Source organism: Streptomyces sp. NPDC050806 (assembly GCF_055586425.1).
Window position 1 is genome coordinate 455,367 of record NZ_JBVJIF010000007.1, and the last position, 24,039, is coordinate 479,405.

General features: G+C 71.6%; 19 protein-coding genes. 10 read left to right on the forward strand and 9 right to left on the reverse strand.

All coding sequences use genetic code 11. The annotated features are described in order from the left end of the window. Positions 1–99 precede the first annotated feature (99 nt). Together greA and ACZ6WH_RS24170 are read right to left on the reverse strand one after the other, a co-directional pair. Positions 100–597 (reverse strand): transcription elongation factor GreA, encoded by a 498-nt coding sequence (greA, locus tag ACZ6WH_RS24165; protein ID WP_361568092.1) that lies wholly within the window; start codon positions 595–597, stop codon positions 100–102. A 205-nt stretch (positions 598–802) separates the two neighbouring features. Then, a complete protein-coding gene (locus tag ACZ6WH_RS24170; RefSeq protein WP_469730479.1) occupies positions 803–1,222 on the reverse strand; it encodes a DUF4307 domain-containing protein in 420 nt (139 codons plus the stop codon). A 108-nt stretch (positions 1,223–1,330) separates the two neighbouring features. Here ACZ6WH_RS24170 and mca point away from each other — a divergent pair, with 108 nt between their 5' ends. Both mca and ACZ6WH_RS24180 read left to right on the forward strand, forming a co-directional pair. After that, positions 1,331–2,203: a mycothiol conjugate amidase Mca gene (gene mca / locus ACZ6WH_RS24175; RefSeq protein WP_469730481.1), complete on the forward strand. Its 873-nt coding sequence runs from the start codon at positions 1,331–1,333 to the stop codon at positions 2,201–2,203. Between the two features lie 7 nt (positions 2,204–2,210). After that, positions 2,211–2,495 (forward strand): RAMP4 family protein, encoded by a 285-nt coding sequence (locus ACZ6WH_RS24180; RefSeq protein ID WP_469730699.1) that lies wholly within the window; start codon positions 2,211–2,213, stop codon positions 2,493–2,495. 341 nt (positions 2,496–2,836) lie between these two features. Here the strand turns inward: ACZ6WH_RS24180 and ACZ6WH_RS24185 are convergent, their stop codons facing one another. Then, the gene (locus ACZ6WH_RS24185) at positions 2,837–6,103 is read right to left on the reverse strand and encodes a tetratricopeptide repeat protein (RefSeq protein WP_469730483.1); all 3,267 of its coding nucleotides are present in this window, start codon (positions 6,101–6,103) and stop codon (positions 2,837–2,839) included. A 191-nt stretch (positions 6,104–6,294) separates the two neighbouring features. Here ACZ6WH_RS24185 and ACZ6WH_RS24190 point away from each other — a divergent pair, with 191 nt between their 5' ends. Both ACZ6WH_RS24190 and ACZ6WH_RS24195 read left to right on the forward strand, forming a co-directional pair. After that, complete coding sequence (locus ACZ6WH_RS24190; RefSeq protein WP_469730484.1) at positions 6,295–8,325, forward strand: thioredoxin domain-containing protein; 2,031 nt, start codon at positions 6,295–6,297, stop codon at positions 8,323–8,325. Between the two features lie 121 nt (positions 8,326–8,446). Continuing rightward, the gene (locus ACZ6WH_RS24195; RefSeq protein ID WP_469730486.1) at positions 8,447–9,466 is read left to right on the forward strand and encodes an MDR family NADP-dependent oxidoreductase; all 1,020 of its coding nucleotides are present in this window, start codon (positions 8,447–8,449) and stop codon (positions 9,464–9,466) included. Between the two features lie 322 nt (positions 9,467–9,788). Here the strand turns inward: ACZ6WH_RS24195 and trhA are convergent, their stop codons facing one another. Next, positions 9,789–10,511 (reverse strand): PAQR family membrane homeostasis protein TrhA, encoded by a 723-nt coding sequence (gene trhA / locus ACZ6WH_RS24200; RefSeq protein WP_469730488.1) that lies wholly within the window; start codon positions 10,509–10,511, stop codon positions 9,789–9,791. 229 nt (positions 10,512–10,740) lie between these two features. Here trhA and ACZ6WH_RS24205 point away from each other — a divergent pair, with 229 nt between their 5' ends. Beyond that, positions 10,741–12,567, forward strand: a complete 1,827-nt coding sequence (locus ACZ6WH_RS24205; RefSeq protein WP_469730490.1) for a phosphoenolpyruvate carboxykinase (GTP) — start codon at positions 10,741–10,743, stop codon at positions 12,565–12,567. 160 nt (positions 12,568–12,727) lie between these two features. On the opposite strand, the gene ACZ6WH_RS24210 is transcribed toward ACZ6WH_RS24205, so the two are convergent. The 4 genes from ACZ6WH_RS24210 to ACZ6WH_RS24225 form a co-directional block, all read right to left on the reverse strand. Continuing rightward, entirely contained in the window at positions 12,728–13,129 is a 402-nt protein-coding gene (locus ACZ6WH_RS24210; protein ID WP_469730492.1) for an SCO4983 family protein, read from the reverse strand. An 83-nt stretch (positions 13,130–13,212) separates the two neighbouring features. Beyond that, complete coding sequence (locus tag ACZ6WH_RS24215) at positions 13,213–14,424, reverse strand: pyridoxal phosphate-dependent aminotransferase (protein WP_361566646.1); 1,212 nt, start codon at positions 14,422–14,424, stop codon at positions 13,213–13,215. Positions 14,425–14,679: 255 nt separating this feature from the next. Further along, positions 14,680–16,302 carry an N-acyl-D-amino-acid deacylase family protein gene (locus ACZ6WH_RS24220; RefSeq protein ID WP_469730495.1) on the reverse strand — a complete coding sequence of 541 codons (1,623 nt, stop codon included), beginning with the start codon at positions 16,300–16,302 and terminating at the stop codon, positions 14,680–14,682. Positions 16,303–16,316: 14 nt separating this feature from the next. Then, positions 16,317–17,609, reverse strand: coding sequence for an amino acid deaminase (locus ACZ6WH_RS24225; protein WP_469730497.1), 1,293 nt, complete (start codon positions 17,607–17,609; stop codon positions 16,317–16,319). A 92-nt stretch (positions 17,610–17,701) separates the two neighbouring features. Between ACZ6WH_RS24225 and ACZ6WH_RS24230 the strand changes: the two genes are divergently transcribed. The 5 genes from ACZ6WH_RS24230 to ACZ6WH_RS24250 all read left to right on the forward strand — a co-directional run bounded on the left by ACZ6WH_RS24230 (position 17,702) and on the right by ACZ6WH_RS24250 (position 22,792). Then, positions 17,702–18,871 (forward strand): sugar kinase, encoded by a 1,170-nt coding sequence (locus ACZ6WH_RS24230; RefSeq protein WP_469730499.1) that lies wholly within the window; start codon positions 17,702–17,704, stop codon positions 18,869–18,871. A gap of 73 nt (positions 18,872–18,944) precedes the next feature. Continuing rightward, complete coding sequence (locus tag ACZ6WH_RS24235; protein WP_361566653.1) at positions 18,945–19,721, forward strand: IclR family transcriptional regulator; 777 nt, start codon at positions 18,945–18,947, stop codon at positions 19,719–19,721. An 8-nt stretch (positions 19,722–19,729) separates the two neighbouring features. Then, the gene (locus ACZ6WH_RS24240) at positions 19,730–20,140 is read left to right on the forward strand and encodes a RidA family protein (RefSeq protein ID WP_361566655.1); all 411 of its coding nucleotides are present in this window, start codon (positions 19,730–19,732) and stop codon (positions 20,138–20,140) included. 174 nt (positions 20,141–20,314) lie between these two features. Beyond that, positions 20,315–21,787: a GntP family permease gene (locus ACZ6WH_RS24245; RefSeq protein WP_432858318.1), complete on the forward strand. Its 1,473-nt coding sequence runs from the start codon at positions 20,315–20,317 to the stop codon at positions 21,785–21,787. Positions 21,788–21,880: 93 nt separating this feature from the next. Beyond that, the gene (locus ACZ6WH_RS24250) at positions 21,881–22,792 is read left to right on the forward strand and encodes a S1 family peptidase (RefSeq protein WP_469730502.1); all 912 of its coding nucleotides are present in this window, start codon (positions 21,881–21,883) and stop codon (positions 22,790–22,792) included. Between the two features lie 127 nt (positions 22,793–22,919). Here the strand turns inward: ACZ6WH_RS24250 and ACZ6WH_RS24255 are convergent, their stop codons facing one another. Then, positions 22,920–23,900, reverse strand: a complete 981-nt coding sequence (locus ACZ6WH_RS24255) for a chitinase (protein WP_469730504.1) — start codon at positions 23,898–23,900, stop codon at positions 22,920–22,922. Between the last annotated feature and the right edge of the window lie 139 nt (positions 23,901–24,039).

Below are 24,039 nucleotides of genomic sequence, written 5' to 3' on the forward strand. Positions count from 1 at the left end.
ACGGACACCTCGAAGGGCCCGGGTCTTCCCGACCCGGGCCCTTCGGTGGTGCTGCGGTGCGGCCGCCGCGTGTCGCGGGCGCCGCCGTGGTCCGCGGGCTCAGCCCGTGTAGGGCTTGGCCTCCAGGATCTTCACGGCCGCCTTCTTGCCGTTGGGCAGCTCGTACTCCGCGGTCTCGCCGACCTTCTTGCCGTTGACACCGGTGCCCAGCGGCGACTGCGGGGAGTAGGTCTCGATGTCCGAGCTCGCGTACTCCCGCGAAGCGAGCAGGAACGTCAGCGTGTCGTCCGGGTCCCCGTCGAACGCGATGGTGACGACCGTGCCGGGGGCCACGACACCAGTGGCGGCGGGAGCCTCGCCGACCTTCGCCGTCTCCAGCAGCTGCTTGAGCTGGCGCATACGAAGGTCCTGCTTGCCCTGCTCTTCCTTGGCCGCGTGGTACCCGGCGTTCTCCTTCAGGTCACCTTCCTCGCGGGCCGCCGCGATCTTTTCGGTGATCTCGACGCGTGCGGGACCAGACAGGTACTCCAGCTCGGCCTTGAGCTGGTCGTACGCCTCCTGGGTCAGCCAGGTGACGTTGTCGCTGGTCTGGGTCACAGGTGCTCCTCGTCGGTACTGGGGATAAATCAAACGCCCTACCAGGAAGGCTGGCGCCTTCTCGGGTGGGCGAAACCACGAGCCTAACAATTCCGGCACAAAAGGGGGAGCGGTAAACCGCAAAAAACGCGTCACCGCTGGTCAGCCCCGCTCGGGCGGGAGCGCCCGACACGCGGGGGTCAGAGCCGTGCCGGCTGCCGGCGGTTCAGTTCTGGCCCGGGGCGCCCGAGGTCGTACATCCGACCAGTTCGGCGTTGGTCGCCCGGGCCGTCGTCCGGATCGTGATCACCGTGTCGACCTGCTCCTCGGACTGCTCGACCCGGACGTCCTTGCGGCCGACCTCGGCGCCGTCGGCGGACTGCGAGCGGAGCGTGCACACGCCCTTGGCGCCGGGGTCCTTCATGACCTCCAGGTGCGCCTGCACCTTCGTGTCGGAGACCACCTTGTACGTGACCAGGCGGCCGCTGAGGTCCTGCCCGGTGATGTAGGAGATGCCGAACCAGGCGACCACGGCGATCAGCGCGGCGCCGAGCACCGCACCGATGACCTTCAGCTTGCGGTCGGCCCGCTCGTCGGCGGTACGGCCGTACCGTCCGTCGGGCAGTCCGTCGCGCACCGCGGCCATGATCTTCCTCCTGGTAAGGGGTACCTGGAAATATTCGCCCCCTCGCTTCGGTCACTATAGAAGGCGTCGTTCAACGGCGTCCCATGACCCTTGACTGAGGACCGAGTCTTGACTGAGCAGCTGCGAATGATGGCGGTGCACGCCCACCCCGACGATGAGTCGAGCAAGGGCGCGGCCACCATGGCCAAGTACGTGTCCGAGGGGGTGGACGTGCTGGTCGCCACCTGCACCGGGGGAGAGCGCGGCGACATCCTCAATCCCAAGCTTCAGGGTGACCCGTACATCGAGGCGCACATCCACGAGGTGCGCAAGAAGGAGATGGACGAGGCCAGGGAGATCCTGGGCGTGAAGCAGGAGTGGCTGGGGTTCGTCGACTCCGGGCTGCCCGAGGGCGACCCGCTGCCCGCGCTGCCCGACGGGTGCTTCGCGCTCCAGGACGTGGAGGCGGCGGCCGAGCCGCTGGTGAAGCTGATCCGTTCGTTCAAGCCGCAGGTCATCACCACCTACGACGAGAACGGCGGCTACCCGCACCCGGACCACATCATGACTCACAAGATCACGATGGTGGCCTTCGAGGCGGCGGGCGACGCCTCGAAGTACCCGGACGCCGGCGAGCCCTTCCAGCCGTCGAAGCTCTACTACAACCAGGGCTTCAACCGCCCGCGCACCGTCGCGCTGCACGAGGCGCTGCTGGAGCGCGGCATGGAGTCGCCGTACGGCGAGTGGCTGGAGCGCTGGAAGTCCTTCGAGCGCGCCGAGCGCACGCTGACCACGTACATTCCGTGCGCGGACTACTTCGAGATCCGGGACAAGGCGCTGATCGCGCACGCCACGCAGATCGACCCCGACGGCGGGTGGTTCCGCGTCCCGATGGAGATCCAGAAGGAGGTCTGGCCCACCGAGGAGTACGAGCTCGCCAGGTCTCTGGTGGACACCTCCCTCCCCGAGGACGACCTCTTCGCGGGCATCCGCAACAATTGACCTCATGATGAGCGCGACCAGCACCCTCGCCATGACTCATCTCGTCCCCCTCGCGAAGGACCTGGACGAGAACAAGGTGACCCCCGGAGTCCTCGGCTTCATCGTCTTCGCGGTCATCGGCGGCGCCGTTTGGCTGCTGATGAAATCGATGAACAAGCACATGCGCAAGGTCGACTTCGAGGAGAAGCCGGGCGAGAACGCGAAGGGCGACGGCGCGGCGCCGTCGGAGGCGAGCGCCCCGGCCGGCCCGGCCGAGGGCGCCGCGGCCAAGGGCGCCCCGAAGACGACCTGACCCGGCCCCCGGGCCCCGTCCCGGGGCCGGAGATCCCGGGCCGGAAACGCGGAACCGCCGCGGGCGCGAACGCCCGCGGCGGCATCGGCCTGCCTGCTCGGTCAGCTCAGGAAGGCGCCCTCGGCCAGGTCAGGAACGCACCTGGGCGTAGCCCGCGTCCTTGATCTCGCTGCCCTTGCGCAACATGGCGACCAGGTCGATCGTGCGGCCCTCCGGGTAGGAGAGTCGCTCGCCGCCGGCACAGCGCCGTGACGGAACCCCAACTCCCCCGTGACGCGGCGTTCCTGGGCGGGCGCAGCCCTGCTCGGCCCGCCGCCCCGCTCCGCCCGGAGCCCCCGGGGCTACGCCGACGGCTCCAGGGCCGTGCCCATGATTTCGCGGGCGTGACGGGTGGGGATCATGCCCAGGCGCCACGCCTGCCAGCCGGCCTCCAGCTCGATGCCGCGGTCCAGCAGCACGGCGTACGCCTCGACGCAGTCCTCCAGCTTCGGGTCGCGCAGCGGATGCGGGGAGCGGCGCAGCTCGGCCAGCTCCTCCTGGGCGACGGCCGTGCCGACCTCGGAACCGCCCGGCGACGCCAGCGGCAGCAGCGTGCAGCGCAGGAAGCGGGCCCAGTCCTCGCCGCGCCGGTCGCCGTACCCCGCGAAGATCTCCGCCGCCTCGCCGGCCAGCTCCAGGGCCTGCGCCGTCCGGCCGTTCCCCGCGTCGACGACCACCAGCTCCAGGCAGGACCAGCCCTCGCTGTGCGGCACCCCGATCCGCTGGAAGTCCCGGCGCGCGTCCTGCAGCAGCTGGCGCGCGAAGCCGCTGTTGAGCAGCGAGCCGGTCTGCGCCGCCCGCACGTCACGGGTGATCCGTCCGGAGTGGTGCCGGGCGCACGCCAGGCCGTACGCGTCGTGCATCCGGCTGAACATCGTGCGCGCCCGGTCCAGGTGCCGCACGCCCGCGTCCTTGTCGCCGTTCTCCTCCAGCGCCTGGCCGAGGTAGTACAGCGTCCAGGCCTCGCCCCGGGCGTCCTCGTGCCGGCGGTGCAGCGCGAGGGCCTGGCGCAGCTGGTCCACGGCGGACGCCGGGTCGCCGTCCACCAGCCGGGCACGCGCCAGCTGCGTCATCGCCCACGCCTCGCCGCGCCCGTCCTGCGTGCGGCCGTACAGCTCCAGCGCCTCCTGGAGCTCTCGCTCGGCGCGCGGTACGTCGCCGTGGCGCAGACAGGCCTGGCCGAGCTGGAAGTGCGCCCATGCCTGGCCGTGCACGCTCTCGCTCTCGCGGTGCAGCTCCAGCGCCTCGTCGAGCAGCGCGAACGCCTCGGCCAGCCGCGCGCGGTCGCGCTCCACCGCCGCCAGGGCGTGCAGCGTCCACGCGCGGTCGCCGCGCATGGCGTCCCCGCTCTGCATCCCCAGGGCCTCCCGCAGCTTCGCCGCGGCCTCGGTGAGACTGCCCTGCTGCTGGAGGGTGATGCCCAGGTCGCGCAGGGCGCGCGCCGCGCCCGCCGGATGCTGCGCCTCGAAGTACAGGTCGACCACCGAGGACAGCGTCGTACGGGCCTTGTCCAGCTCGCCGAGCTGCCGGGCCGCGACGCCGGTGCGCCACTGGACCGAGCGGGCCAGCAGCCCCTTGTCGGCGGCCTTGGTCAGCTCGTTCAGCTCGCCGAGGCGGTACAGGTCGCCGCGGAGCAGGCAGTAGTCGGCGAGCGCCCCGAGGAGGTGGGAGAGCGTGGCCTGGTCCACGTCCTGGTCGGCGTGGCGCAGCGCCGCCGTGATGAAGCTGGTCTCGTCGTCCAGCCATTGCAGCGCCGCGTCGAGCGAGGTGAAGCCGTGCGGGCCGAAGCGGTCGGCGCGCGTGGAGGTGTTGCCGTCCACCAGGCGGATGACGGAGTCCGCCAGCTCGGCGTAGCCGCGCAGCAGCCGTTCCTGGGCGCCGGCCCGCTCCGCCGGCTCCTCCTCGTCCAGCAGCCGCGCGTGCGCGAAGTGGTGCACCAGGGAGTGGAGGCGGTACCGGCTGCCGCGTACGTGCTCGACGAGGCCCGCCCCGGTCAGCCGGGCCAGCCGCTGCTGCGCTTCCTCCTCCTCCACGCCCAGCAGCGCCGCCGCCGCTGCCGCGCCCAGGCTCGCCCGTCCGACCAGCGCCAGCCGGCGCAGCAGCCGCCGCTCGGCGTCGGGCTGGTCCGTGTACCGCAGCCACAGGGCCCGCTCCACGGGTGTCACCGGGCCGTAGGCCGCCAGGTCCGTCGCCAGTGCGGCCGGGTCGCGCGGGCCCAGCGAGGAGCCCGCCACCCGCAGCGGCAGCGGCAGCCCCGCGCACAGCTCGCCGATCCGGTCCAGGGCCTGCGGGGCGTACGGCCCGGCCGCGCCCTCCGCCGCACCGCCCGCGGCGCGCAGCAGCTCCTCGACGCCCGCGGTGTCCAGCGGGCCCACCGGCAGCTGGTGCACCCACGCCGAGAGGCCGTCGGGCAGCTCCATCGGCTCCCGCGCCGTGACCAGCACCAGGGACTCCGAGCGGTCCGGCACCAGCGTGCGCACCTGGTCCGGGTCGGTGGCGTCGTCCAGCAGGACCACGACCGGGAGGTTGGTCAGATGCTGCTGGTACAGCTCCGTCAGCCGCTGCACGTGCTGCTCCGGTGAGGGCCGCTCGCGGAACAGCAGCTGCTCGCGCGGCGCCCCGAGGCGGTTCAGCAGATGCAGCAGCGCGTCCCGGGTGGGCAGCGGGGTCTCGCCCGGCGTCTCGCCGCGCAGGTCCACCACGCACGCGCCGCGGAACTGGTCGCGCAGCTGCCGGGCGGCCCGCACCGCCAGCGCCGTACGCCCCGACCCCGGCTCGCCGTGCACCACGACCACCGTGGGCCTGGTCTCCGTACTGGCCCGGGCGGCGTGCACCCACTGGGTGATCTGCGTCAGCTGGGCCCGCCGCCCGGCGAACGGGCCGTCCGAATCCGGGAGTTGCTGGAAGGAGTCGGCCAGCACCGACCTGCGGCGGGCCGCCGCGCTGCGGTCCCCGCCGCGCAGCTGCGGGCCGCGCCCGGTGGTCCCCGCGCCCTGGCCGCCGCCGGCGGCACCGCTCCGGTTCGCCGCCGTCAGCATCCGCTGCTGGTCAAGGAACGGCCGCACGCCGCGCACCTCCAGGGCCGTCAGCCACTGGAGCCGCAGCTGCTCGGGGCCGCCCGGCTGGCCGCGCATGCCCGCCTGGCGGTGCGCGGCCGGCCAGTGTCCCGCGGTGAGCTTCAGGACCGTGGCCGCGGCCCCCGCGACGACGACCGCGGCCCCGGTGCCGAGCGCCGGGCCGGGGCCCGTGCCGTACGCCAGGTCGGCGGCGACGGCGGCGACCGCGGCGACCAGCGTGGCCACCGCGGGGGTGCCCGTCTCCCTGCGGGTCAGCCGCTCCGTCAGCGGCCGGCGCGCCGCGTCCGCCTCGTCCAGCGCTCCGGTGTACGCGCCGTACTCCTCCGCCGCTCCGGCCGCCAGCCGGTCCAGCGCGGCCCGCGCCCTGGCGAGCAGCGCGCTCCCGTCGACGCGCCCGCCCGAGCGGCGCACCTCCTCCTCGACCGCGCGCGTCAACAGCGCGTCCGCGTCAGCGCGGTGAGCGTCCCGCAGGACAGCCGGTGACCCCGTCATTCCGTCCCCCTCCAGCGATGATCGCCTTGTACGCCCAGTGTTCCGCCCCGGCGCGGAATCCGGCAGCCCTGTGGATAACTCCGCCGGGACGTGCCACACGGTGGAGTGACAGATCCGCCGTGCCGGGCAATGCGGGCTCCGGCGGATCGGCTTCGTATGTTCCGGGCACACCCGTGAGAGAGGATGGCCCCATGCCGAACCGCCTGGCTCATGAGACTTCCCCGTATCTGCTCCAGCACGCCGACAACCCGGTCGATTGGTGGCCGTGGTCCGACGAGGCGTTCGAGGAGGCGCGGCGGCGCGGCGTACCGGTGCTGCTCAGCGTCGGGTACAGCAGCTGCCACTGGTGTCACGTCATGGCGCATGAATCGTTCGAGGACGAGGCCACCGCGCGGCTGCTGAACGAGCACTTCGTGTCGGTGAAGGTCGACCGGGAGGAGCGCCCGGACGTCGACGCCGTGTACATGGAAGCCGTGCAGGCCGCCACGGGCCAGGGCGGCTGGCCGATGACGGTCTTCCTCACGCCGGACGCCGAGCCGTTCTACTTCGGCACCTACTTCCCGCCCGAGCCGCGGCACGGCATGCCCTCGTTCTCCCAGGTCCTGGAGGGCGTGCGGGCGGCCTGGACGGACCGCAGGGACGAGGTCGGCGAGGTCGCGGGGAAGATCGTGCGCGATCTGGCCGACCGCTCGCTGGCCGTCGCCGGGGCGCAGCCGCCCGGGCGCGAGGACCTGATGGCCGCACTGATGCAGCTGACCCGGGAATTCGACGCGACCCGCGGCGGATTCGGCGGCGCGCCGAAATTCCCGCCGTCCATGGTGCTGGAATTCCTGCTGCGGCACCACGCCAGGACGGAGTCCGAGGGCGCGCTCGACATGGTGCGCGCGACCTGCGAGGCGATGGCGCGCGGCGGCATCTACGATCAGCTCGGCGGCGGGTTCGCGCGCTATTCCGTGGACGCGGAATGGGTGGTCCCGCACTTCGAGAAGATGCTCTACGACAATGCGCTGCTCTGCCGCCTCTACGCCCACCTCTGGCGCGCCACCGGCTCCGGGCTCGCCCGCCGCATCGCCCTGGAGACCGCCGACTTCATGGTCGGCGAACTCCGCACCGACCAGATGGGGTTCGCCTCCGCGCTGGACGCCGACAGCGACGACGGCACGGGACGGCATGTCGAGGGCGCCTACTACGTGTGGACGCCCGCGCAGCTGACCGAGGTGCTGGGGGAGACGGACGCCCGGATCGCCGCCGACCACTTCGGAGTCACCGAGGAGGGCACCTTCGAGGAGGGCGCCTCGGTGCTCCAGCTGCCCGACACCGAGGGACTGCAGGAGGCAGGCCGGCTCGCCTCCATCAAGGAGCGGCTGCTTGCCGCACGGGAGACGCGGCCCCGCCCAGGCCGGGACGACAAGGTCGTGGCCGCCTGGAACGGCCTGGCCGTCGCCGCGCTCGCGGAGACCGGCGCGTACTTCGAGCGGCCGGACCTCGTGCAGGCCGCGACCGACGCCGCCGACCTGCTCGTCCGCGTCCACATGGACGGCCAGGCGCGGCTGCACCGCACCTCCCGTGACGGCGTCGCCGGCGCCAACTCCGGTGTGCTGGAGGACTACGCGGACGTCTCCGAGGGCTTCCTCGCGCTGGCCCAGGTGACCGGCGAGGGCGTGTGGGCGGACTTCGCCGGGCTCCTCCTGGACACCGTGCTGATCCACTTCCGGGGCCCCGACGGCTCGCTGTACGACACCGCGGACGACGCCGAGGCGCTGATCCGCCGGCCGCAGGACCCGACCGACAACGCCACGCCCTCGGGCTGGACCGCGGCGGCCGGCGCCCTCCTCTCGTACGCGGCGCTCACGGGCAGCTCACCGCACCGCGAGGCCGCCGAACGCGCGCTCGGCATCGTCAAGGCGCTGAGCGGGCGCGCTCCGCGCTTCATCGGCTGGGGTCTCGCGGTCGCCGAGGCGCTGCTCGACGGCCCGCGCGAGGTCGCGGTGATCGGCTCGTACGACGACGAGGCCACCCGTGAGCTGCACCGTTCCGCGCTGCTGAGCACGGCGCCCGGCGCCGTGGTCGCGGTCGGCGACCCCGGGAGCGCGGAGGTGCCGCTCCTGAAGGACCGGCCGCTGGTCGGCGGCCGGCCCGCGGCCTACGTGTGCCGCGACTTCACCTGCGAGCGGCCCACGACCGACCCGGGCGAGCTGGCGGAGCGGCTGCGCGCCGGGTGACCTGGTGGCCGGGTCCGCCGCGTACGACCGTACGGCGGCGGGCCTCGCGGCCATCGGGCGGAAAGCCCGATCGCACCGGTTCGTCAACCGCGTGTGGGGGGCACGGACTAGCGTCGGTGCCATGACCCAGCGCAGTGAAGTCCCCACCACCCACCGCGAAGTACGGCTGGCCGCCCGTCCCCGGGACGCGGTCACCGACGACCTCTTCGAGATCGTCGAGGTGCCGGTACCGGAACCGGCGTCCGGCCAGATCCTCGTCCGCACCACCACCATGGGCGTCGCCGCCGTGATGCGCACCCTCATGGACGAACAGAGCGCCGTGCCGATCCCGCACTACGAGATCGGCGCCCCGCTGCACGGGGCCGCCGTGGGCGAGGTCGTGGCCGCGCCCGGCACCGACCTCCGCCCCGGCGACCTCGTGGAACACCCGCTCGGCTGGCGCGAGTTCGCCGTCGTCGACGCCTCCCGGGCGCAACGCCTGGAGCCGGACCTGCTGCCCGACCCCGCCGCGTACCTCTCCCAGGGGCCCACCGCGCTGATGGGCATCGGGAGGGGCGCCGACGTACGCCCCGGGGACACGGTGTTCATCACCGGGGCTGCCGGCGGCGTGGGCTCGCTGGCCGGGCAGCTGGCCAAGAAGCGCGGCGCGGCCCGTGTCATCGGCAGCACCGGATCGCGGGCCAAGGCCGAGCAGCTCATGGCCGGCCTCGGCTACGACGCGGTGGTGATACGGGGCGAGGGATCCGTCCTGGAGCAGCTGCGCAAGGCGGCACCGGACGGCGTCGACGCGGTCTTCGACAACGTGGGCGGCGAGCAGCTCCAGGCCGCCCTGGCGCTCGCCAACCGGGGGGCGAGGGTCGCGATCGTCGGCGCGCTGGCCGCTCAGATGTCCGGCTCCGGGCCCGTCACGGCCGAGATCGACACGCTGTCGTTCCTGTCGCGCGGCATCACCCTGCGCGGGGTGGCCCTCTATGACCACCTGGACCTCGTTCCGGAGTGGAACCGGGAGTTCGGCCAGGGCCTGCGGGACGGCACGCTCACCTTCCCGCACGCGAGGTTCAGCGGCATCGAGCAGGCTCCGCGCGCGCTGCGGGAGCTGACCGAGGGCCGGCACTTCGGCGCGGTGCTGGTGGACCTGTAGCGCACCGGACCCCCTTCCCCCGGGACCAGGCGGTCTCCCCGTTGTCAGTGGGATGTGTAACGCTCTCAGTGCGCACAGTCACATTCAGTGAGAGCTGGAGGGGGTGTTGCGGATGCGTACGGTCCTGCACGGAGCGGTCGTCGTGGCCGCCGGGGTGTGTGTGGGCGGCTTTCTTCTGGGCGGCACCGCGGTGGTCCTCGCGCTGGTGCTGGCCGGGGTGGCGGCCCTGACATGGCAAGTGGCCGCGGCGTCGAGGCCGCGGCCACGGGGGGCCAGGGGCGCGGGAGGCGCCGGGAGAGCCCGGACCGCTCCGGGGGCGGCGTCAGGCGTGCGAATAGGCCACCAGCGAGATGCCGACGTAGTGCACGACGAACGCCGCGAGGGTGAAGGAGTGGAAGACCTCATGGAAGCCGAACCACCGAGGTGACGGGTTGGGCCGCTTGATCCCGTAGATCACGCCGCCCACGCTGTAGAGCAGCCCGCCGACGATCACGAGCACGAGGACGGCGATGCCGCCCTTCTGCAGGAAGTCCGGGAGGAAGAAGACCGCCGCCCAGCCCATCGCGATGTAGCACGGCGTGTAGAGCCAGCGGGGTGCGCCGACCCAGAAGACACGGAAGGCGATGCCGAGGGCGGCGGCCGCCCAGATGCCCCACAGGAGCAGGTCCCGGCGGCCGTCGGGGAGCAGCAGGATGGTCAGCGGGGTGTAGGTCCCCGCGATGATCAGGAAGATATTGGCGTGATCCAGCCGGCGCAGGATGCCGGTGACCCGCGGGCCCCAGTTGCCGCGGTGGTAGATGGCACTGACGCCGAAGAGCAGACAGGCGGAGAGCGTGTAGACGCCGCACGCGATGCGGCCACGCGTGCTGTCGGCCAGCGCGGTGAGCATGACCCCCGAGATGAGCACGGCGGGGAACATCCCGGCGTGCAGCCAGCCCCGCAGCTTCGGCTTGAGGGGGGCGGTGAGCGCGGAGACCGCTGAGGTCACAGCCGTAGCGGTGCTTTCGGTCGTGTGGCCGGCGGTGGCTTCGGGCGCGGAAGACATGGGCGCCAGCCTATCTACGCCACCGTAAGTTACGGATCAGTCCGGGAGTGGTGACGGTCACCAAGGTGCCCTCTGGACAGAATCCGGTCGGCGTCGGATGATCAAATGAGTGCGGTCGGCACCGGATGAGCGGTCACGAAGCATCCGGGTCGCAGCCCCCAAGGGGCCAACATCTTCAAAAGCGGACATTGTGCTGATGTTCGCATAAACCCCTCATCTAGGAGCGATCGTGGCGCGCGACAACGCGGCTCCCTCCCTCAAGCACCCGACCACCCATCAGGAGCTCATCGCCTGGGTCGATGAGATCGCGTCGATCACCCAGCCGGACCGCATCGTCTGGTGCGACGGCTCGGAGGCGGAGTACGAGCGCCTGTGCGAAGAGCTGGTCGCCAAGGGGACGTTCAAGAAGCTCGACCCGATCAAGCGACCCAACTCCTACTACGCGGCGTCCGACCCGAGCGACGTCGCCCGCGTCGAGGACCGCACCTTCATCTGCTCCGAGAAGGAGGAGGACGCGGGCCCGACGAACCACTGGAAAGCCCCCGCCGAGATGCGGGAGATCTTCGCCGGTGAGGAGGGCATCTTCCGGGGTGCCATGCGCGGCCGGACGATGTACGTCGTCCCGTTCTGCATGGGCCCGCTGGGCTCGCCGCTGTCCGCGCTGGGCGTGGAGATCACCGACTCGGCGTACGTCGCCGTGTCGATGCGCACCATGACCCGGATGGGCCAGCCGGTCCTGGACGAGCTGGGCTCGGACGGGTTCTTCGTCAAGGCCGTGCACACCCTCGGCGCCCCGCTCGCCGAGGGCGAGGCGGACGTGCCCTGGCCCTGCAACTCCACCAAGTACATCTCGCACTTCCCCGAGGACCGCGAGATCTGGTCCTTCGGCTCCGGCTACGGCGGCAACGCCCTGCTCGGCAAGAAGTGCTACGCGCTGCGCATCGCCTCCGTCATGGCGCGCGACGAGGGCTGGCTCGCGGAGCACATGCTGATCCTCAAGCTCACGCCGCCGCAGGGCGAGGCGAAGTACGTCGCCGCCGCCTTCCCGTCGGCCTGCGGCAAGACCAACCTCGCGATGCTGGAGCCCACGATCTCCGGCTGGACGGTCGAGACCATCGGTGACGACATCGCGTGGATGCGCTTCGGCGAGGACGGCCGGCTGTACGCGATCAACCCGGAGGCCGGTTTCTTCGGTGTCGCGCCCGGCACCGGTGAGCACACCAACGCCAACGCCATGAAGACCCTGTGGGGCAACTCCGTCTTCACCAATGTCGCGCTCACCGACGACGGCGACGTGTGGTGGGAGGGCATGACGGAGGAGACCCCCGCCCACCTCACCGACTGGAAGGGCAACGACTGGACCCCGGAGTCCGGGGCCCCGGCGGCCCACCCCAACGCCCGCTTCACCACCCCGGCGGGCCAGTGCCCGATCATCGCGCCCGAGTGGGAGGACCCCAAGGGCGTGCCGATCTCGGCGATCCTCTTCGGCGGCCGCCGCGCCAGCGCCGTCCCGCTGGTCACCGAGTCCTTCGACTGGCAGCACGGCGTCTTCCTCGGCGCCAACGTCGCCTCCGAGAAGACCGCGGCGGCCGAGGGCAAGGTCGGCGAGCTGCGCCGCGACCCCTTCGCCATGCTGCCGTTCTGCGGCTACAACATGGGCGACTACATGGGGCACTGGGTCAAGGTCGGCGCGAACGCCGACGCGGCCAAGCTGCCCAAGATCTACTACGTCAACTGGTTCCGCAAGAACGAGGCGGGCAAGTTCGTCTGGCCCGGCTTCGGCGAGAACGGCCGCGTCCTGAAGTGGATCGTGGAGCGCCTGGAGGGCAAGGCCGAGGGCGTCGAGACCCCCATCGGCATCCTGCCGACCAAGGAGTCCCTGGACACCGACGGGCTGGACCTGCCGGACGCGGACCTCGACTTCCTGCTCAGCGTCGACAAGGACGTCTGGCGCGACGAGGCCTCGCTGGTCCCCGAGCACCTCAACACCTTCGGTGACCACACGCCGAAGGAGATGTGGGACGAGTACCGCGCGCTGGTGCAGCGTCTCGGCTAGCGGAAACGGACAGCCGGAACGGCCGGCAGGAACGGCCGTCGAGAACGGCTCATGGGCAGGGCCCCGTCACCGATCGGTGACGGGGCCCTGCCCATGGGGTGGAACTCCGGGGACGGACGGGATGAGCACCACGGCCGCCCCCGGAGGTACGGGGCGGGGGTCAGGCGGTGGCCAGCTTCCCCGCGTCGTCGTGCAGCCGCAGTACTTCGGCGGCGAGTGCGGCGGCCGCCTTGTCGGACCGGGAATTGGCCACGACCAGGGCGTTCCCGGCGAGCGTGTGGGCGCGCCGGCGGAGCGAGGGCAGCCGGCCCCGGTCGCCGCCGGACGGCCGGGCGCGCAGCGGGAAGTCGCCGCCGCGCAGCCGGGCGACCTGCTCGGCGAGCCGGTCGGCGGTGTCGTCGAGCGCGTCGGACGGCGTCAGCGCACGCAGCTCGTCGAGGGTGGTCAGCAGAGCGGTCAGATGCCCGGCGAGCCGGATGTCCAGTTCCTCCGCGCGGGAGCGGTGCGGGAAATCCTGCTCGGCCATGGAGTGGACCGACTTGGTGCGGATCGGCTCGTACATGGGATGGCCTCCTGGCAACGTCAGAAGACCATCCTACATTAGACCGAGTCTAAAGTTGTCCCGCGTACAGCAAACGGCTGTGCTCAGTACTGCCCGTAGCCGTCGAGGAAGGTGCCGATGCGGGTGACCGCGTCGGTCAGATCGTCCTTGTTCGGCAGCGTGACCAGGCGGAAGTGGTCCGGCTCGGGCCAGTTGAAGCCCGTGCCGTGCACGATCATGATCTTCTCGGCGCGGAGCAGGTCCAGCACCATCTGCCGGTCGTCCTTGATCTTGTACACCTTCGGGTCCAGCCGCGGGAAGGCGTAGAGCGCGCCCCGGGGCTTCACGCAGCTCACCCCCGGGATCTGCGAGAGCAGGTCGAACGCGGCGTCCCGCTGCTCCAGCAGCCGGCCGCCCGGCAGCACCAGGTCGTTGATCGACTGCCGGCCGCCGAGGGCGGTGGCCACCGCGTGCTGGGCCGGCATGTTGGCGCACAGCCGCATGTTCGCCAGGATCGTCAGCCCCTCGATGTACGAGGTGGCGTGCGCCTTGGGGCCGCAGACCGCGAGCCAGCCGCTGCGGTAGCCGGCCACCCGGTAGGCCTTGGAGAGGCCGTTGAACGTCAGGGTCAGCAGGTCGGGCGCGAGGGCCGCGAACGGGGTGTGCGTGACGCCGTCGTAGAGGATCTTGTCGTAGATCTCGTCGGCGCAGACGATCAGGTTGTGCCGGCGGGCGATCTCCGCGATGCCGCGCAGCAGTTCGTCGTCGTAGACCGCGCCCGTGGGGTTGTTCGGGTTGATGACGACGATGGCCTTGGTGCGGTCGGTGACCTTCCGCTCGATGTCGGCCAGGTCCGGCATCCAGTCCGCCTGCTCGTCGCAGCGGTAGTGCACGGCCGTGCCGCCCGACAGCGACACCGACGCCGTCCACAGCGGGTAGTCGGGGGCCGGGACCAGTACCTCGTCGCCGTCGTCCAGCAGTGCCTGCATCGACATCTGGATCAGCTCGGAGACGCCGTTGCCGAGGTAGATGTCGTCGACCGAGAGGTCGATGCCGCGGGTCTGGTAGTGCTGCATCACGGCGCGGCGCGCGGAGAGCAGGCCCTTGGCGTCGCCGTAGCCGTGCGACGTGCCGACCGTGCGGAGGATGTCCTCCAGGATCTCCGGCGGGCAGTCGAAGCCGAACGCGGCGGGGTTGCCGGTGTTGAGCTTGAGGATGCGATGACCTGCTGCCTCCAGCCGCATCGCCTCCTCAAGAACCGGGCCACGGATCTCGTAGCAGACGTTGGCGAGCTTGGTTGACTGGATCACCTGCATGTCCGCCACCTTACGGGCGTGCGACGCGCCCCGCCTGGTGTTATGGGCCACGCCGGGGGCGGCGGGGGAGCGGGCGCCGGGTGGCGCCCACTGCCCCTCGCTGCACATTCCAAGCCGCGCGCGACAGCGCACCGATATTTCCCATGTGCTCACCATCGAGTGCTTCGCCATCGAAGCCGCACAACGGAATCCGCAGCGGGTGCGGGGCGGGCCGCCTACGGAATGTGAGCTTCGACATGTCCGCCGGTACGGGGCTCAGTCGCGCGTCGCGGGCGTCCGCCGCACCGACCGTCCCGCCAGGACGTCCGTGCGCCTGCCGTCTTCGATCACGAAGCGGCCGTCGATGAGCACGTGCGGGATGCCGACCGGCAGGGTGCGCGGCTCCTCGAAGGTCGAGCCCGCCGCCACCGTCTCCGGGTCGAAGAGCACCAGGTCCGCGCGGTACCCCTCGCGGACCAGCCCGCGGTCCGGCAGCCGCAGCCGGGCGGCGGCCCGCCCCGTGAGGTGCGCGACGCACTCCTCCAGCGAGAGGATGCCCAGCTCACGGACGTACCGGCCCAGGTACTGGGGGAACGTGCCGTACGCCCGCGGGTGCGGCTTGGCGCCCTGCAGGATGCCGTCGCTGCCGCCCGTGTGCACGCGGTGCCGCATGATCTGCCGGACGTTCTCCTCGTGCCCGACGTGCTGGAGGATCGTCGAGCCGAGACGGTCCTCGATGAGCAGCCGGCGGGCGGTCACCCACGGCTCCTCGCCGCGCTCGGCGGCGCTCTGCGCGACGGTCTTCCCGACGTACTCGCCGAGCTCGGGGTGCGCGACGCCGGAGATCTCGATCGCGTCCCACTCGATCGGGACGCCGTGACAGCCGTCCGCGCCCTCGACCTCCACCACCTGCCGGATGCGGGCCGCCTCGGCGTCGTCCCGCAGCCGGGCCAGGATCCCCTCGGGCCCGCCCTCGCTCGCCCAGCTCGGCAGCATCGCGACGAGCGTCGTGCAGCCGGGGGTGTACGGGTAGGTGTCGAGGCTGATGTCGGCGCCGGAGTCCAGCGCCTTGTCCAGCAGCGTCAGCAGCTCGGGGGCGCGGCCCTTGTTCACGCCGAAGTTCATGGTGGCGTGCGCGAGGTGCAGCGCGCAGCCCGCCTCGCGCGTGAGGCCGACCATCTCCTCGTACGCCTGGAGCGCGCCCGCGCCGTACGAGCGGTGGTGCGGGCAGTAGTAGCCCTCGTAGCGCGCCACCACCCGGCACAGCTCGGTCAGCTCGGCGTCCGAGGCGTACATGCCGGGGGTGTAGGTGAGGCCGGAGGAGAGGCCGACGGCGCCCTCCTCCAGGCCCTCGGCGACCAGCCGCCGCATGCGGGCCAGTTCGGCGTCGGTGGCGGGCCGGTCGTCCCAGCCCAGCGCCAGCATCCGCACCGTGCCCTGCGGGATCAGGTACGCCGCGTTGACCGCGATGCCCTGGCCGTCGAACCCGTGGTCCAGCCGGTCCAGGTACTCGCCGACCGAGCGCCAGCTGAAGTCGATGTCCGATCCCTCGCCGTTCCACCCCGCGATCTGGGCGCGGACCTCGGCGAGGGTGCGGTCGTCGACGGGCGCGTACGACAGGCCGTCCTGGCCGATGACCTCCAGCGTGACGCCCTGCGCGGCCTTCGCCTCGTGCGACGGGTCACGCAGGAGCGCGAGGTCGCTGTGGGCGTGCATGTCGATAAAGCCGGGGGACAGGGCGAGACCGTGCGCGTCCACGACGCGCCGGGCCGACGGGCGGTCGCCCGCGCCCTCCCGGACGACGGCGGCGATCCGGCCGCCGTCGAGTGCGACGTCGGCGCGGTATGAGGGGCCGCCGGTGCCGTCGATGACGCGGACGTCACGAAAGACGAGATCCATGGTGGGCGGGCCTCTCAGAAGAACGTACGGACGAAGTCCGAGACCGTGCCGTCGGCCTCGACCAGCGGGATGAGCTGCCACTTGTCGAAGGACGTGCACGGGTGGGACAGACCCATCCCGATCCAGTCGCCGACCTCCAGCTCGGCGCCGGGCTCGGTGCGTACCCAGGCGTGCTGGTCGGAGAGGCCGGTCACGGCGACGCCGTCGGCGGGGCGTACCGAGCCGTCCCGGCCGGACCGCACCACCTGCGCCTCGGGGAGGTCCAGGTCGTACGCCGCGTCCCGCTTGCCCGCGTTGGCGAACGCCTGCTCGCCGTTGGGGCGCGAGACGACCTGCGCCCAGAGCCGGAAGGCGGGCTGGAGCGCGCCCTCGTCGGGGTGCCGGTTGAAGGGGGTGAGGTGGCGGTAGTGGCCGTCGTCGTGCGAGACGTACGCACCGGAGCGCAGCAGCTTGAGCACCGGGCGGGACAGTTCGGGCACCTCGGCGAAGACCTCGGCGACCGTGTCGAACCACGCGCTGCCGCCCGCGCTCAGCACGATCTCGTCCAGGTCGGCGAAGCGGCCGGACTTGTCGAAGTCGGTGAGCAGGGCGACGAGCCGGCGCAGCCAGGCCGCGACCCGCTCGGAGTCCGCGTCCGGCACCTCGCCCTCGTACCCCGCGATGCCGACCAGGCGGAGGGTGTCAGCGGCGGCGACGGCGTTGGCCAGGTCCAGGCAGGTGGCCTCGTCCCGTACGCCGGTACGGGCGGAATCGCCCGCGCCCAGCTCGATGACGACGTCCACCGGGCGGGTGGCGCCGGCCTCGACCAGCGCCGCGTTCATCAGCTCGACGCCGCGCAGCGAGTCGACGTAGCAGATGAAGCGGAAGTCGGGGTCGGCGTCCAGCTCGCCGGCCAGCCAGCGCAGCGCGGCGGCGTCCACCAGCTCGTTGGCGAGGAAGATCCGCTGGATGCCGAAGGCGCGGTAGACCCGGGCCTGGTGCGGCACGGCCGCGGTGATGCCCCAGGCGCCGTGCGCCAGCTGGCGCACGAAGAGCTGCGGGGACATGGAGGTCTTGCCGTGCGGCGCGAAGGCCAGGCCGTGCCGGGCGGAGTAGGTCTCCATGAGCGCGAGGTTGTGCTCGACCGACTCGGCGGACAGGGCGAGTACCGGGGTGGTGAAGCCGCCGGTGAAGAGGTTGCGGCGCTGGGCCGCCAGGTCGCCGACCGTGAGTCCCTCCGCGTCCGGGGGGAGGGCCTTGAAGCGGTGGTCCACCCGTTCGTCGGCGAGCCGTCCGACTGCGTTGTCGGACCGGGGATCGGCGGCCATGGGATTCTCCTCAAATTTCTTGTTGCAACATCTGCAACGCCCATTGCGCATATCGCTGAATGCTGTCTAGCATCCGATTCATCGTCGGGTCAATGGTGGGAAACAGGGAGCTGAACACGCGCTCCGCACCACCGGGACCCCGCAGCACACACCGCGAGGAGCAGGGAAACACCGTGACCACAGTGACCACGCCACCGAACGTCACCACCGACGTCGTCTGCCTGGGCGAGTCCATGGTCGCCTTCCTGCCCGCACGCCCCGGCAGGCTCGCCGACGTGCCCTCCTTCGACCGCGCCATCGGCGGCGCCGAGTCCAACGTGGCCTGCGCGCTGGCCGCCATCGGGCACCCCGCGCGCTGGATCTCCCGGGTCGGCACGGACGGCTTCGGCGACCACCTCCTGGAGACCGTCGCCGCGCACGGGGTCGACGTCGGCCACGTCCGGCGCGACCCGCGGCGCCCCACCGGCATCTACTTCCGTACGGCGGGCGAGCGGGCCACCGGCGCGGAGGGGGAGCCGGACGGGCAGCAGCTCGCCGAGGTCGTCTACTACCGCGCCGGCTCCGCCGCCTCGGCCCTCGGCCCGGACCTCGCGGACGAGCGGGCCCTGTGGGACGCCCGCGTCGTCCACGTCACCGGCATCACCGCGGCCCTCTCCGACACCTGCCTCGGCCTCCTGGAGAAGATCACCGAGCGCCGCGCGGGCCGCCCGCTGGTCTCCTTCGACCTCAACTACCGCGTCGGCCTGTGGAAGGACCGCGCCGAGCAGGCCCCCGGCATCCTCCTCGGCCTCGCCCGCGGCTGCGACCTGGTCTTCGTCGGCGAGGACGAGGCCGCGGCCGCCTGGGACGTGCACGGCCCCGCCGCCGTGCGCGAGGCCCTTCCCGAGCCCGGCGTGCTCGTCGTCAAGCAGGGCGGCGAGGGCGCCACGGTGTACGAGCGGCAGCCCGACGGCACCGACGCCGTGACCTTCGCGCCCGCGCTGAGCGTCGAGGTGGCGGCCCCGGTCGGCGCCGGGGACGCCTTCGCCGCCGGGTTCCTCTCCGCGACCCTGCGCGGCCTGCCCGTCTTCGACCGGATCCGGCACGGCCACCTCATCGCCGCCGCCTCCCTCACCGTCCCCGGCGACCTGGCCACCCCGCCCGCGCGGGAGCTCGCCGACCACCTCGTCGCACTCACCCCGGAGGAGTGGGGCACACTGCGACTCGGCCCCGGCTGGACGGAGAGCGGGGCCGCGGAAGTACGGGTGGAGGTCCCCTCATGAGCGAGCGAAGCGAACGAATCATCGAAAGGTGCGTGCCCGACTCAGGCCGGGCCGAGCGCAGCGAGGTTCGAGCATGAGTCAGACTGTCGACCGCGCTTTGAGCATCCTGCCGTTGCTCGCGCAGGGGCCGGCCAACCTGGAGCAGGTCGCCGACCGGCTGGGCGTGCACAAGTCCACCGCGCTGCGGCTGCTGCGCACCCTCCACGAACACGGCATGGTCTACCGCCAGGCCGACCAGCGGTACCGCCTGGGCGCCCGGCTCTTCGCCCTCGCCCAGGAGGCCGTCGAGAACCTCGACGTGCGCGACATCGCCCACCCCCACCTCGTCGCGCTCAACGAGAAGGTCGGCCACACCATCCACCTCGCGGTGTACGAGGAGAACGAGGTCCTCTACATCGACAAGGTCGAGAGCCGCTACCCGGTACGGATGTACTCGCGGATCGGCAAGCCCGTCGCGATCACCGTCGCCGCGGTCGCCAAGCTGCTGCTCGCCGACCTCCCCGAGCCGGAGCGGCGCGCCGTCGCCGAGCGGCTCGACTACCCCCAGTACACAGCCCGTTCGACCCCCGACGCCACGGCCTTCCTGGCCGAGCTGGCCAAGGTGCGCGAACAGGGCTGGGCCACCGACCTCGGTGGCCACGAGGAGTCCATCAACTGCATCGGGGCACCCATCCGCGGTGCGGACGGCCGGCTGGTCGCGGCGATGTCGGTCTCCGCGCCGAACGTCGTCGTCTCCGCCGAGGAACTCCTCACACTGCTCCCGCTGGTACGCCGTACCGCGGACGCCATCAGCCGGGAGTACTCCGGCAACGGCCCGGTAAGAACCCCGCAGGACCACAAGGAAGCCTGAGAACCACCATGACCGAGAAGATCGCCCTCACCCCGGCCACCCACACCACCCCGCCCGCCAAGTTCTCGCACGGCGTCAAGAAGGGCAACATCCTTCAGGTCGCCGGCCAGGTCGGCTTCCTCCCGGCGGAAGAGGGCAAGGCGCCCACCCCCGCGGGCCCGACCCTGCGCGAGCAGACGCTCCAGACCTTCGCCAACGTCAAGGCGATCCTGGAAGAGGGCGGCGCGTCCTGGGACGACGTCATGATGATGCGCGTCTACCTCACGGACGTCGACCACTTCGCCGAGATGAACGAGATCTACAACGCCTACTTCGAGGAGCAGGGCCTGAAGGAGGCGCCGGCCGCGCGTACGACGGTGTACGTCGGCCTGCCCAAGGGCCTGCTCATCGAGATCGACGCGCTCGCCGTCCTGAGCTGAGCCCCGTACCCCTCCTCGCTTCCCACGGAAAGAGGCGTCGGTCCCCTTGCCGTTAGCGCGAGACCTACCGCACCTGCACGACCTGCCGCACGGCGCGGTGTCCCGTACCGACGGGGCGCCGTGCCGCGGTCCCCCCTGCCTGGAAACCCCCCTGCCTGACAACGGAGTCCTGCCATGTTCCTCGCCGCGGCCCCCACCCCAGCGCCACCACCGCACACCGGCGGTCTGCTCGCCCTCATACCGGGCACGGCCGGTCTGCTCACCGTCGCCGCGCTCGGCATCGTCCTGCTCCTCTTCCTGATCATCAAGGTCAGGCTGCAGCCCTTCGTCGCGCTGCTCTCCGTCTCCATCGTGGTCGGCCTGGCCGCCGGCCTCTCCGTCACCGAACTCTTCGGCACCGTCCAGAAGTCCGACGTCGTCTCGATGATCGAGAGCGGCATGGGCGGCATCCTCGGACACGTCGCGATCATCATCGGCCTCGGCACGATGCTCGGCGCGATACTTGAGGTCTCCGGCGGCGCCGAGGTGCTCAGCGCCCGGCTGCTGCGCCTCTTCGGCGAGAAGCGCGCCCCGCTCGCGATGGGCCTGACCGGCCTCATCTTCGGCATCCCGGTCTTCTTCGACGTGGGCATCTTCGTGCTCGCGCCGATCGTCTACGCCGCCGCCAAGCGCTCCGGCAAGTCGGTCATCCTTTACGCCATGCCGCTGCTGGCCGGCCTGTCCATGACGCACGCCTTCCTGCCGCCGCACCCGGGTCCGGTCGCCGCCGCCGGTCTGTTCAAGGTCGACCTCGGCTGGATCATCCTGATGGGCCTGGTCTGCGGCATCCCCGCCGTGCTGGCCGCCTGGGCGTACTCCGCGTGGATCGGCAAGCGGGTCTTCGTGCCCGTGCCGCAGGACATGGTCGAGGCCGCCGAGGAGGCCAAGGCGGCGGTCGCGGCCGAGAAGGCCGCCGCGGGCGTCGACGCCCACGAGAAGCCGGTGCCGCTGGGCACCGTCCTCGCCATCATCGGTACGCCGCTGATCCTCATCCTGCTCGCGACGTTCTCCTCCATCGCGCTGGCGCCGTCCTCCGGCCGCTCGGTCATCGAGTTCTTCGGCCACCCCTTCGTGGCCCTGACCATCGCGCTGATCCTCGCGTACTACCTGCTCGGCATCCGCCGCGGCTGGTCCCGCAAGTCCCTGGAGACGGTCTCCACCGCGTCCCTGAAGCCGGTCGGCAACATCCTGCTGGTCGTCGGCGCCGGCGGAATCTTCGGCGCCGTCCTCAAGGGCAGCGGTGTCGCGGACGCCCTCTCCGACACCTTCCACGACGTGGGCCTGCCCGTCATCGTGCTGGCCTGGCTGCTCTCGGTCGTGCTCCGGGTCGCCCAGGGCTCCGCCACGGTCGCCATCGTCACCACCGCCGGCATCGTCCTGCCGCTGGTCGAGGCCCAGCACCTCTCCCAGCCGCACCTGGCCCTGGTCATCATGGCCATCTCGGCGGGCTCGATCTTCGCGTCGCACGTGAACGACGGCGGCTTCTGGATGGTGTCCAAGTACTTCGGGATCTCCGAGCGCGACACCCTGAAGTCCTGGACGGTCCTGGAGTCCGTGCTCTCCGTCGCGGGCTTCGTGGTGGCCGCGGCAGTCAGTCTGGTCGTCTGACGCCCCATTGCCTTCACCCCCCGGCGCCCGGAGTATGTGCATGACAACACCGGGGGGTGAAACCTCCGGTACGCATACCGGAGAGGACCCCACATGCACAGACCTCTCAGCACCGCTCTCGCCGGCGCCGTACTGGGTGCGGCCGCCCTCGTCGGCGCCGGGGCCGGGCCCGCCGTGGCCGACGCGCATCTGCCCGGCGGCGACGGCCGGCCGGCCACGGCCGAGGTTCAGGTCCGGCTCACGCAGCACAAGGCGGCGCCGCGGGCCGTCGACTTCGCCGGCACCGTGGCGCTCAGCAATTGTTCCGGTTCGGTGGTGCGGCTGCCGGACTCGCAGGACACCGACAAGGCGCTGGTCATGTCCAACGGCCACTGCCTGGAGTCCGGCATGCCGGGCGCCGGCGAGGTCGTCGTCGACAAGGCGTCCAGCCGCAGCTTCACCCTGCTCAGCTCGACCGGCGCCAACAAGGGCACGGTACGGGCGAGCAAGGTCGCGTACGCGACGATGACGGACACCGACGTCTCGCTGTACGAACTGACCTCCACCTACGCCGACATCCAGCAGAAGTACGGCATCAAGGCGCTCGCGCTGGCCACCGAGCGGCCGGCCCAGGGCGCCTCGATCAAGATCGTCTCCGGTTACTGGAAGAAGATCTACTCCTGCGGCATCGACGGCTTCGCGCCGACGCTGAAGGAGGGCGAGTGGACCTGGAAGGACTCGGTCCGCTACACCTCCGCCTGCAAGACGATCGGCGGCACCTCGGGCTCACCGGTGGTCGACACCGCCACCGGCAAGGTCGCGGCGGTCAACAACACGCTCAACGAGGACGGGGCGCGCTGCACGCTGAACAACCCGTGCGAGGTGGACGCGGACGGCAACGTGACCGTCCACGCCGGCATCGGCTACGCCCAGCAGACGTACGGGATACCGAAGTGCTTCGGCACGGGCAACAAGCTCGACCTGAACCGGGAAGGGTGCACGCTGCCCAAGCCGGCCGGGGAGTGACCGCCCCGCCGTGAGACGGCAGAGGGCCCGCCGCCGGGGAGAGCCGGCGGCGGGCCCGTTCGCGGGCGGTGGGGAGACCCGCGATGTGGGGGGTGGTCCGGGGGAGACGGAGCGCGGTCGACCGCCGTCAGAGGCCGTGCACGTGCCCGCCCACCTCGTTCGCGAAGGCGTTGCCGTTCGCCGCGTCCCAGTTGGTCGACCAGGTCATGGCGCCCCGCAGTCCGGGATAGGTCTTGGACGGCTTGAACGCGCCGCAGCCGGTGCCCTTGGTGAGGCAGTCCAGCGCCGCGTTGACCACGGACGGCTCGACGTATCCGCTGCCGGCCGCCTTCGGGGACGCCGGAACGCCGATGCCGACCTGCGACGGATCCAGGCCGTTCTCCAGTTGGATACAGGCCAGCGAGGTGAGGAAGTCCACCGAGCCCTGGCTGTAGACCTTGCCGTCGCAGCCGTTCATGGAGCCGCTGTTGTAGTACTGCATGTTGACGACCGTGAGGAAGTCCTTGATGGCCAGCGCTGTCTTGAAGTACTCGTTCTGCGGCGACTGCATGTCGATGGTCTGCGGCGCCATGGTGACCACCAGGTCGCCGTGCGCGGCGTGCAGCGACTTCAGCGCCTTGGTCATGTAGGTCGAATTGAGGCCGTTCTCCAGGTCGATGTCGACGCCGTCGAAGCCGTATTCCGACATCAGCTTCCCGACCGAATCCGCAAACTTCTGCGCGGAGGCGTCGTCGGCGACCGAGACCGCGCCCTTCTCGCCGCCGACCGAGATGATCACGGACTTGCCGGCCGCCTGCTTGGCCTTGATGTCCGCCTTGAAGTCGTCCACCGAGCCATAGCCGAGCGCCGGGTCGAGCGTGAAGCCGACCTCGCCGGGCGTACCGGTGGCATCCGCGAACGCGACGGCGATGATGTCGTACGCGTCGGGGACGTCCTTGAGCTTCTGGACGGTGGCGCCGTTGTCGAAGTTCTGCCAGTAACCGGTGAGCGCGTGCGCAGGTGGGGCGGCGGCCCGGGCCTCGTCGACGGCGCCCGCCGCGGTCAGTCCCGCGGTCGTCAGCGCGGCGGCGGCAAGACAGCCGAGCAGTCTCTTCGTGAGCGTGAACATTCTTGGACGTGCGCGAACCACAACAGCCTCCGTGGGGGGAAGTCGGGTGTTACGGAGTGCGCGCTCAGGGCCCCTGCGTGCTGCCGTACAACGTGGTCCAGACCAATGCTTCTGTCAAGAGCGAGACTCGAATGGGGAA

Excerpts from the sequence above, each read along its gene's own strand:
- ACZ6WH_RS24210 (WP_469730492.1), bottom strand. The coding sequence starts at position 13,129 with ATGTACGAGCCGATCCGCACCAAGTCGGTCCACTCCATGGCCGAGCAG.
- ACZ6WH_RS24225 (WP_469730497.1), bottom strand. The coding sequence starts at position 17,609 with ATGGCCGCCGATCCCCGGTCCGACAACGCAGTCGGACGGCTCGCCGAC.
- ACZ6WH_RS24170 (WP_469730479.1), bottom strand. The coding sequence starts at position 1,222 with ATGGCCGCGGTGCGCGACGGACTGCCCGACGGACGGTACGGCCGTACC.
- ACZ6WH_RS24185 (WP_469730483.1), bottom strand. The coding sequence starts at position 6,103 with ATGACGGGGTCACCGGCTGTCCTGCGGGACGCTCACCGCGCTGACGCG.
- ACZ6WH_RS24245 (WP_432858318.1), top strand. The coding sequence starts at position 20,315 with ATGTTCCTCGCCGCGGCCCCCACCCCAGCGCCACCACCGCACACCGGC.
- trhA (WP_469730488.1), bottom strand. The coding sequence starts at position 10,511 with ATGTCTTCCGCGCCCGAAGCCACCGCCGGCCACACGACCGAAAGCACC.
- ACZ6WH_RS24240 (WP_361566655.1), top strand. The coding sequence starts at position 19,730 with ATGACCGAGAAGATCGCCCTCACCCCGGCCACCCACACCACCCCGCCC.
- ACZ6WH_RS24195 (WP_469730486.1), top strand. The coding sequence starts at position 8,447 with ATGACCCAGCGCAGTGAAGTCCCCACCACCCACCGCGAAGTACGGCTG.
- ACZ6WH_RS24190 (WP_469730484.1), top strand. The coding sequence starts at position 6,295 with ATGCCGAACCGCCTGGCTCATGAGACTTCCCCGTATCTGCTCCAGCAC.
- ACZ6WH_RS24220 (WP_469730495.1), bottom strand. The coding sequence starts at position 16,302 with ATGGATCTCGTCTTTCGTGACGTCCGCGTCATCGACGGCACCGGCGGC.
- ACZ6WH_RS24215 (WP_361566646.1), bottom strand. The coding sequence starts at position 14,424 with ATGCAGGTGATCCAGTCAACCAAGCTCGCCAACGTCTGCTACGAGATC.
- ACZ6WH_RS24235 (WP_361566653.1), top strand. The coding sequence starts at position 18,945 with ATGAGTCAGACTGTCGACCGCGCTTTGAGCATCCTGCCGTTGCTCGCG.
- ACZ6WH_RS24180 (WP_469730699.1), top strand. The coding sequence starts at position 2,211 with ATGAGCGCGACCAGCACCCTCGCCATGACTCATCTCGTCCCCCTCGCG.
- ACZ6WH_RS24255 (WP_469730504.1), bottom strand. The coding sequence starts at position 23,900 with ATGTTCACGCTCACGAAGAGACTGCTCGGCTGTCTTGCCGCCGCCGCG.
- ACZ6WH_RS24230 (WP_469730499.1), top strand. The coding sequence starts at position 17,702 with ATGGTGGGAAACAGGGAGCTGAACACGCGCTCCGCACCACCGGGACCC.
- ACZ6WH_RS24250 (WP_469730502.1), top strand. The coding sequence starts at position 21,881 with ATGCACAGACCTCTCAGCACCGCTCTCGCCGGCGCCGTACTGGGTGCG.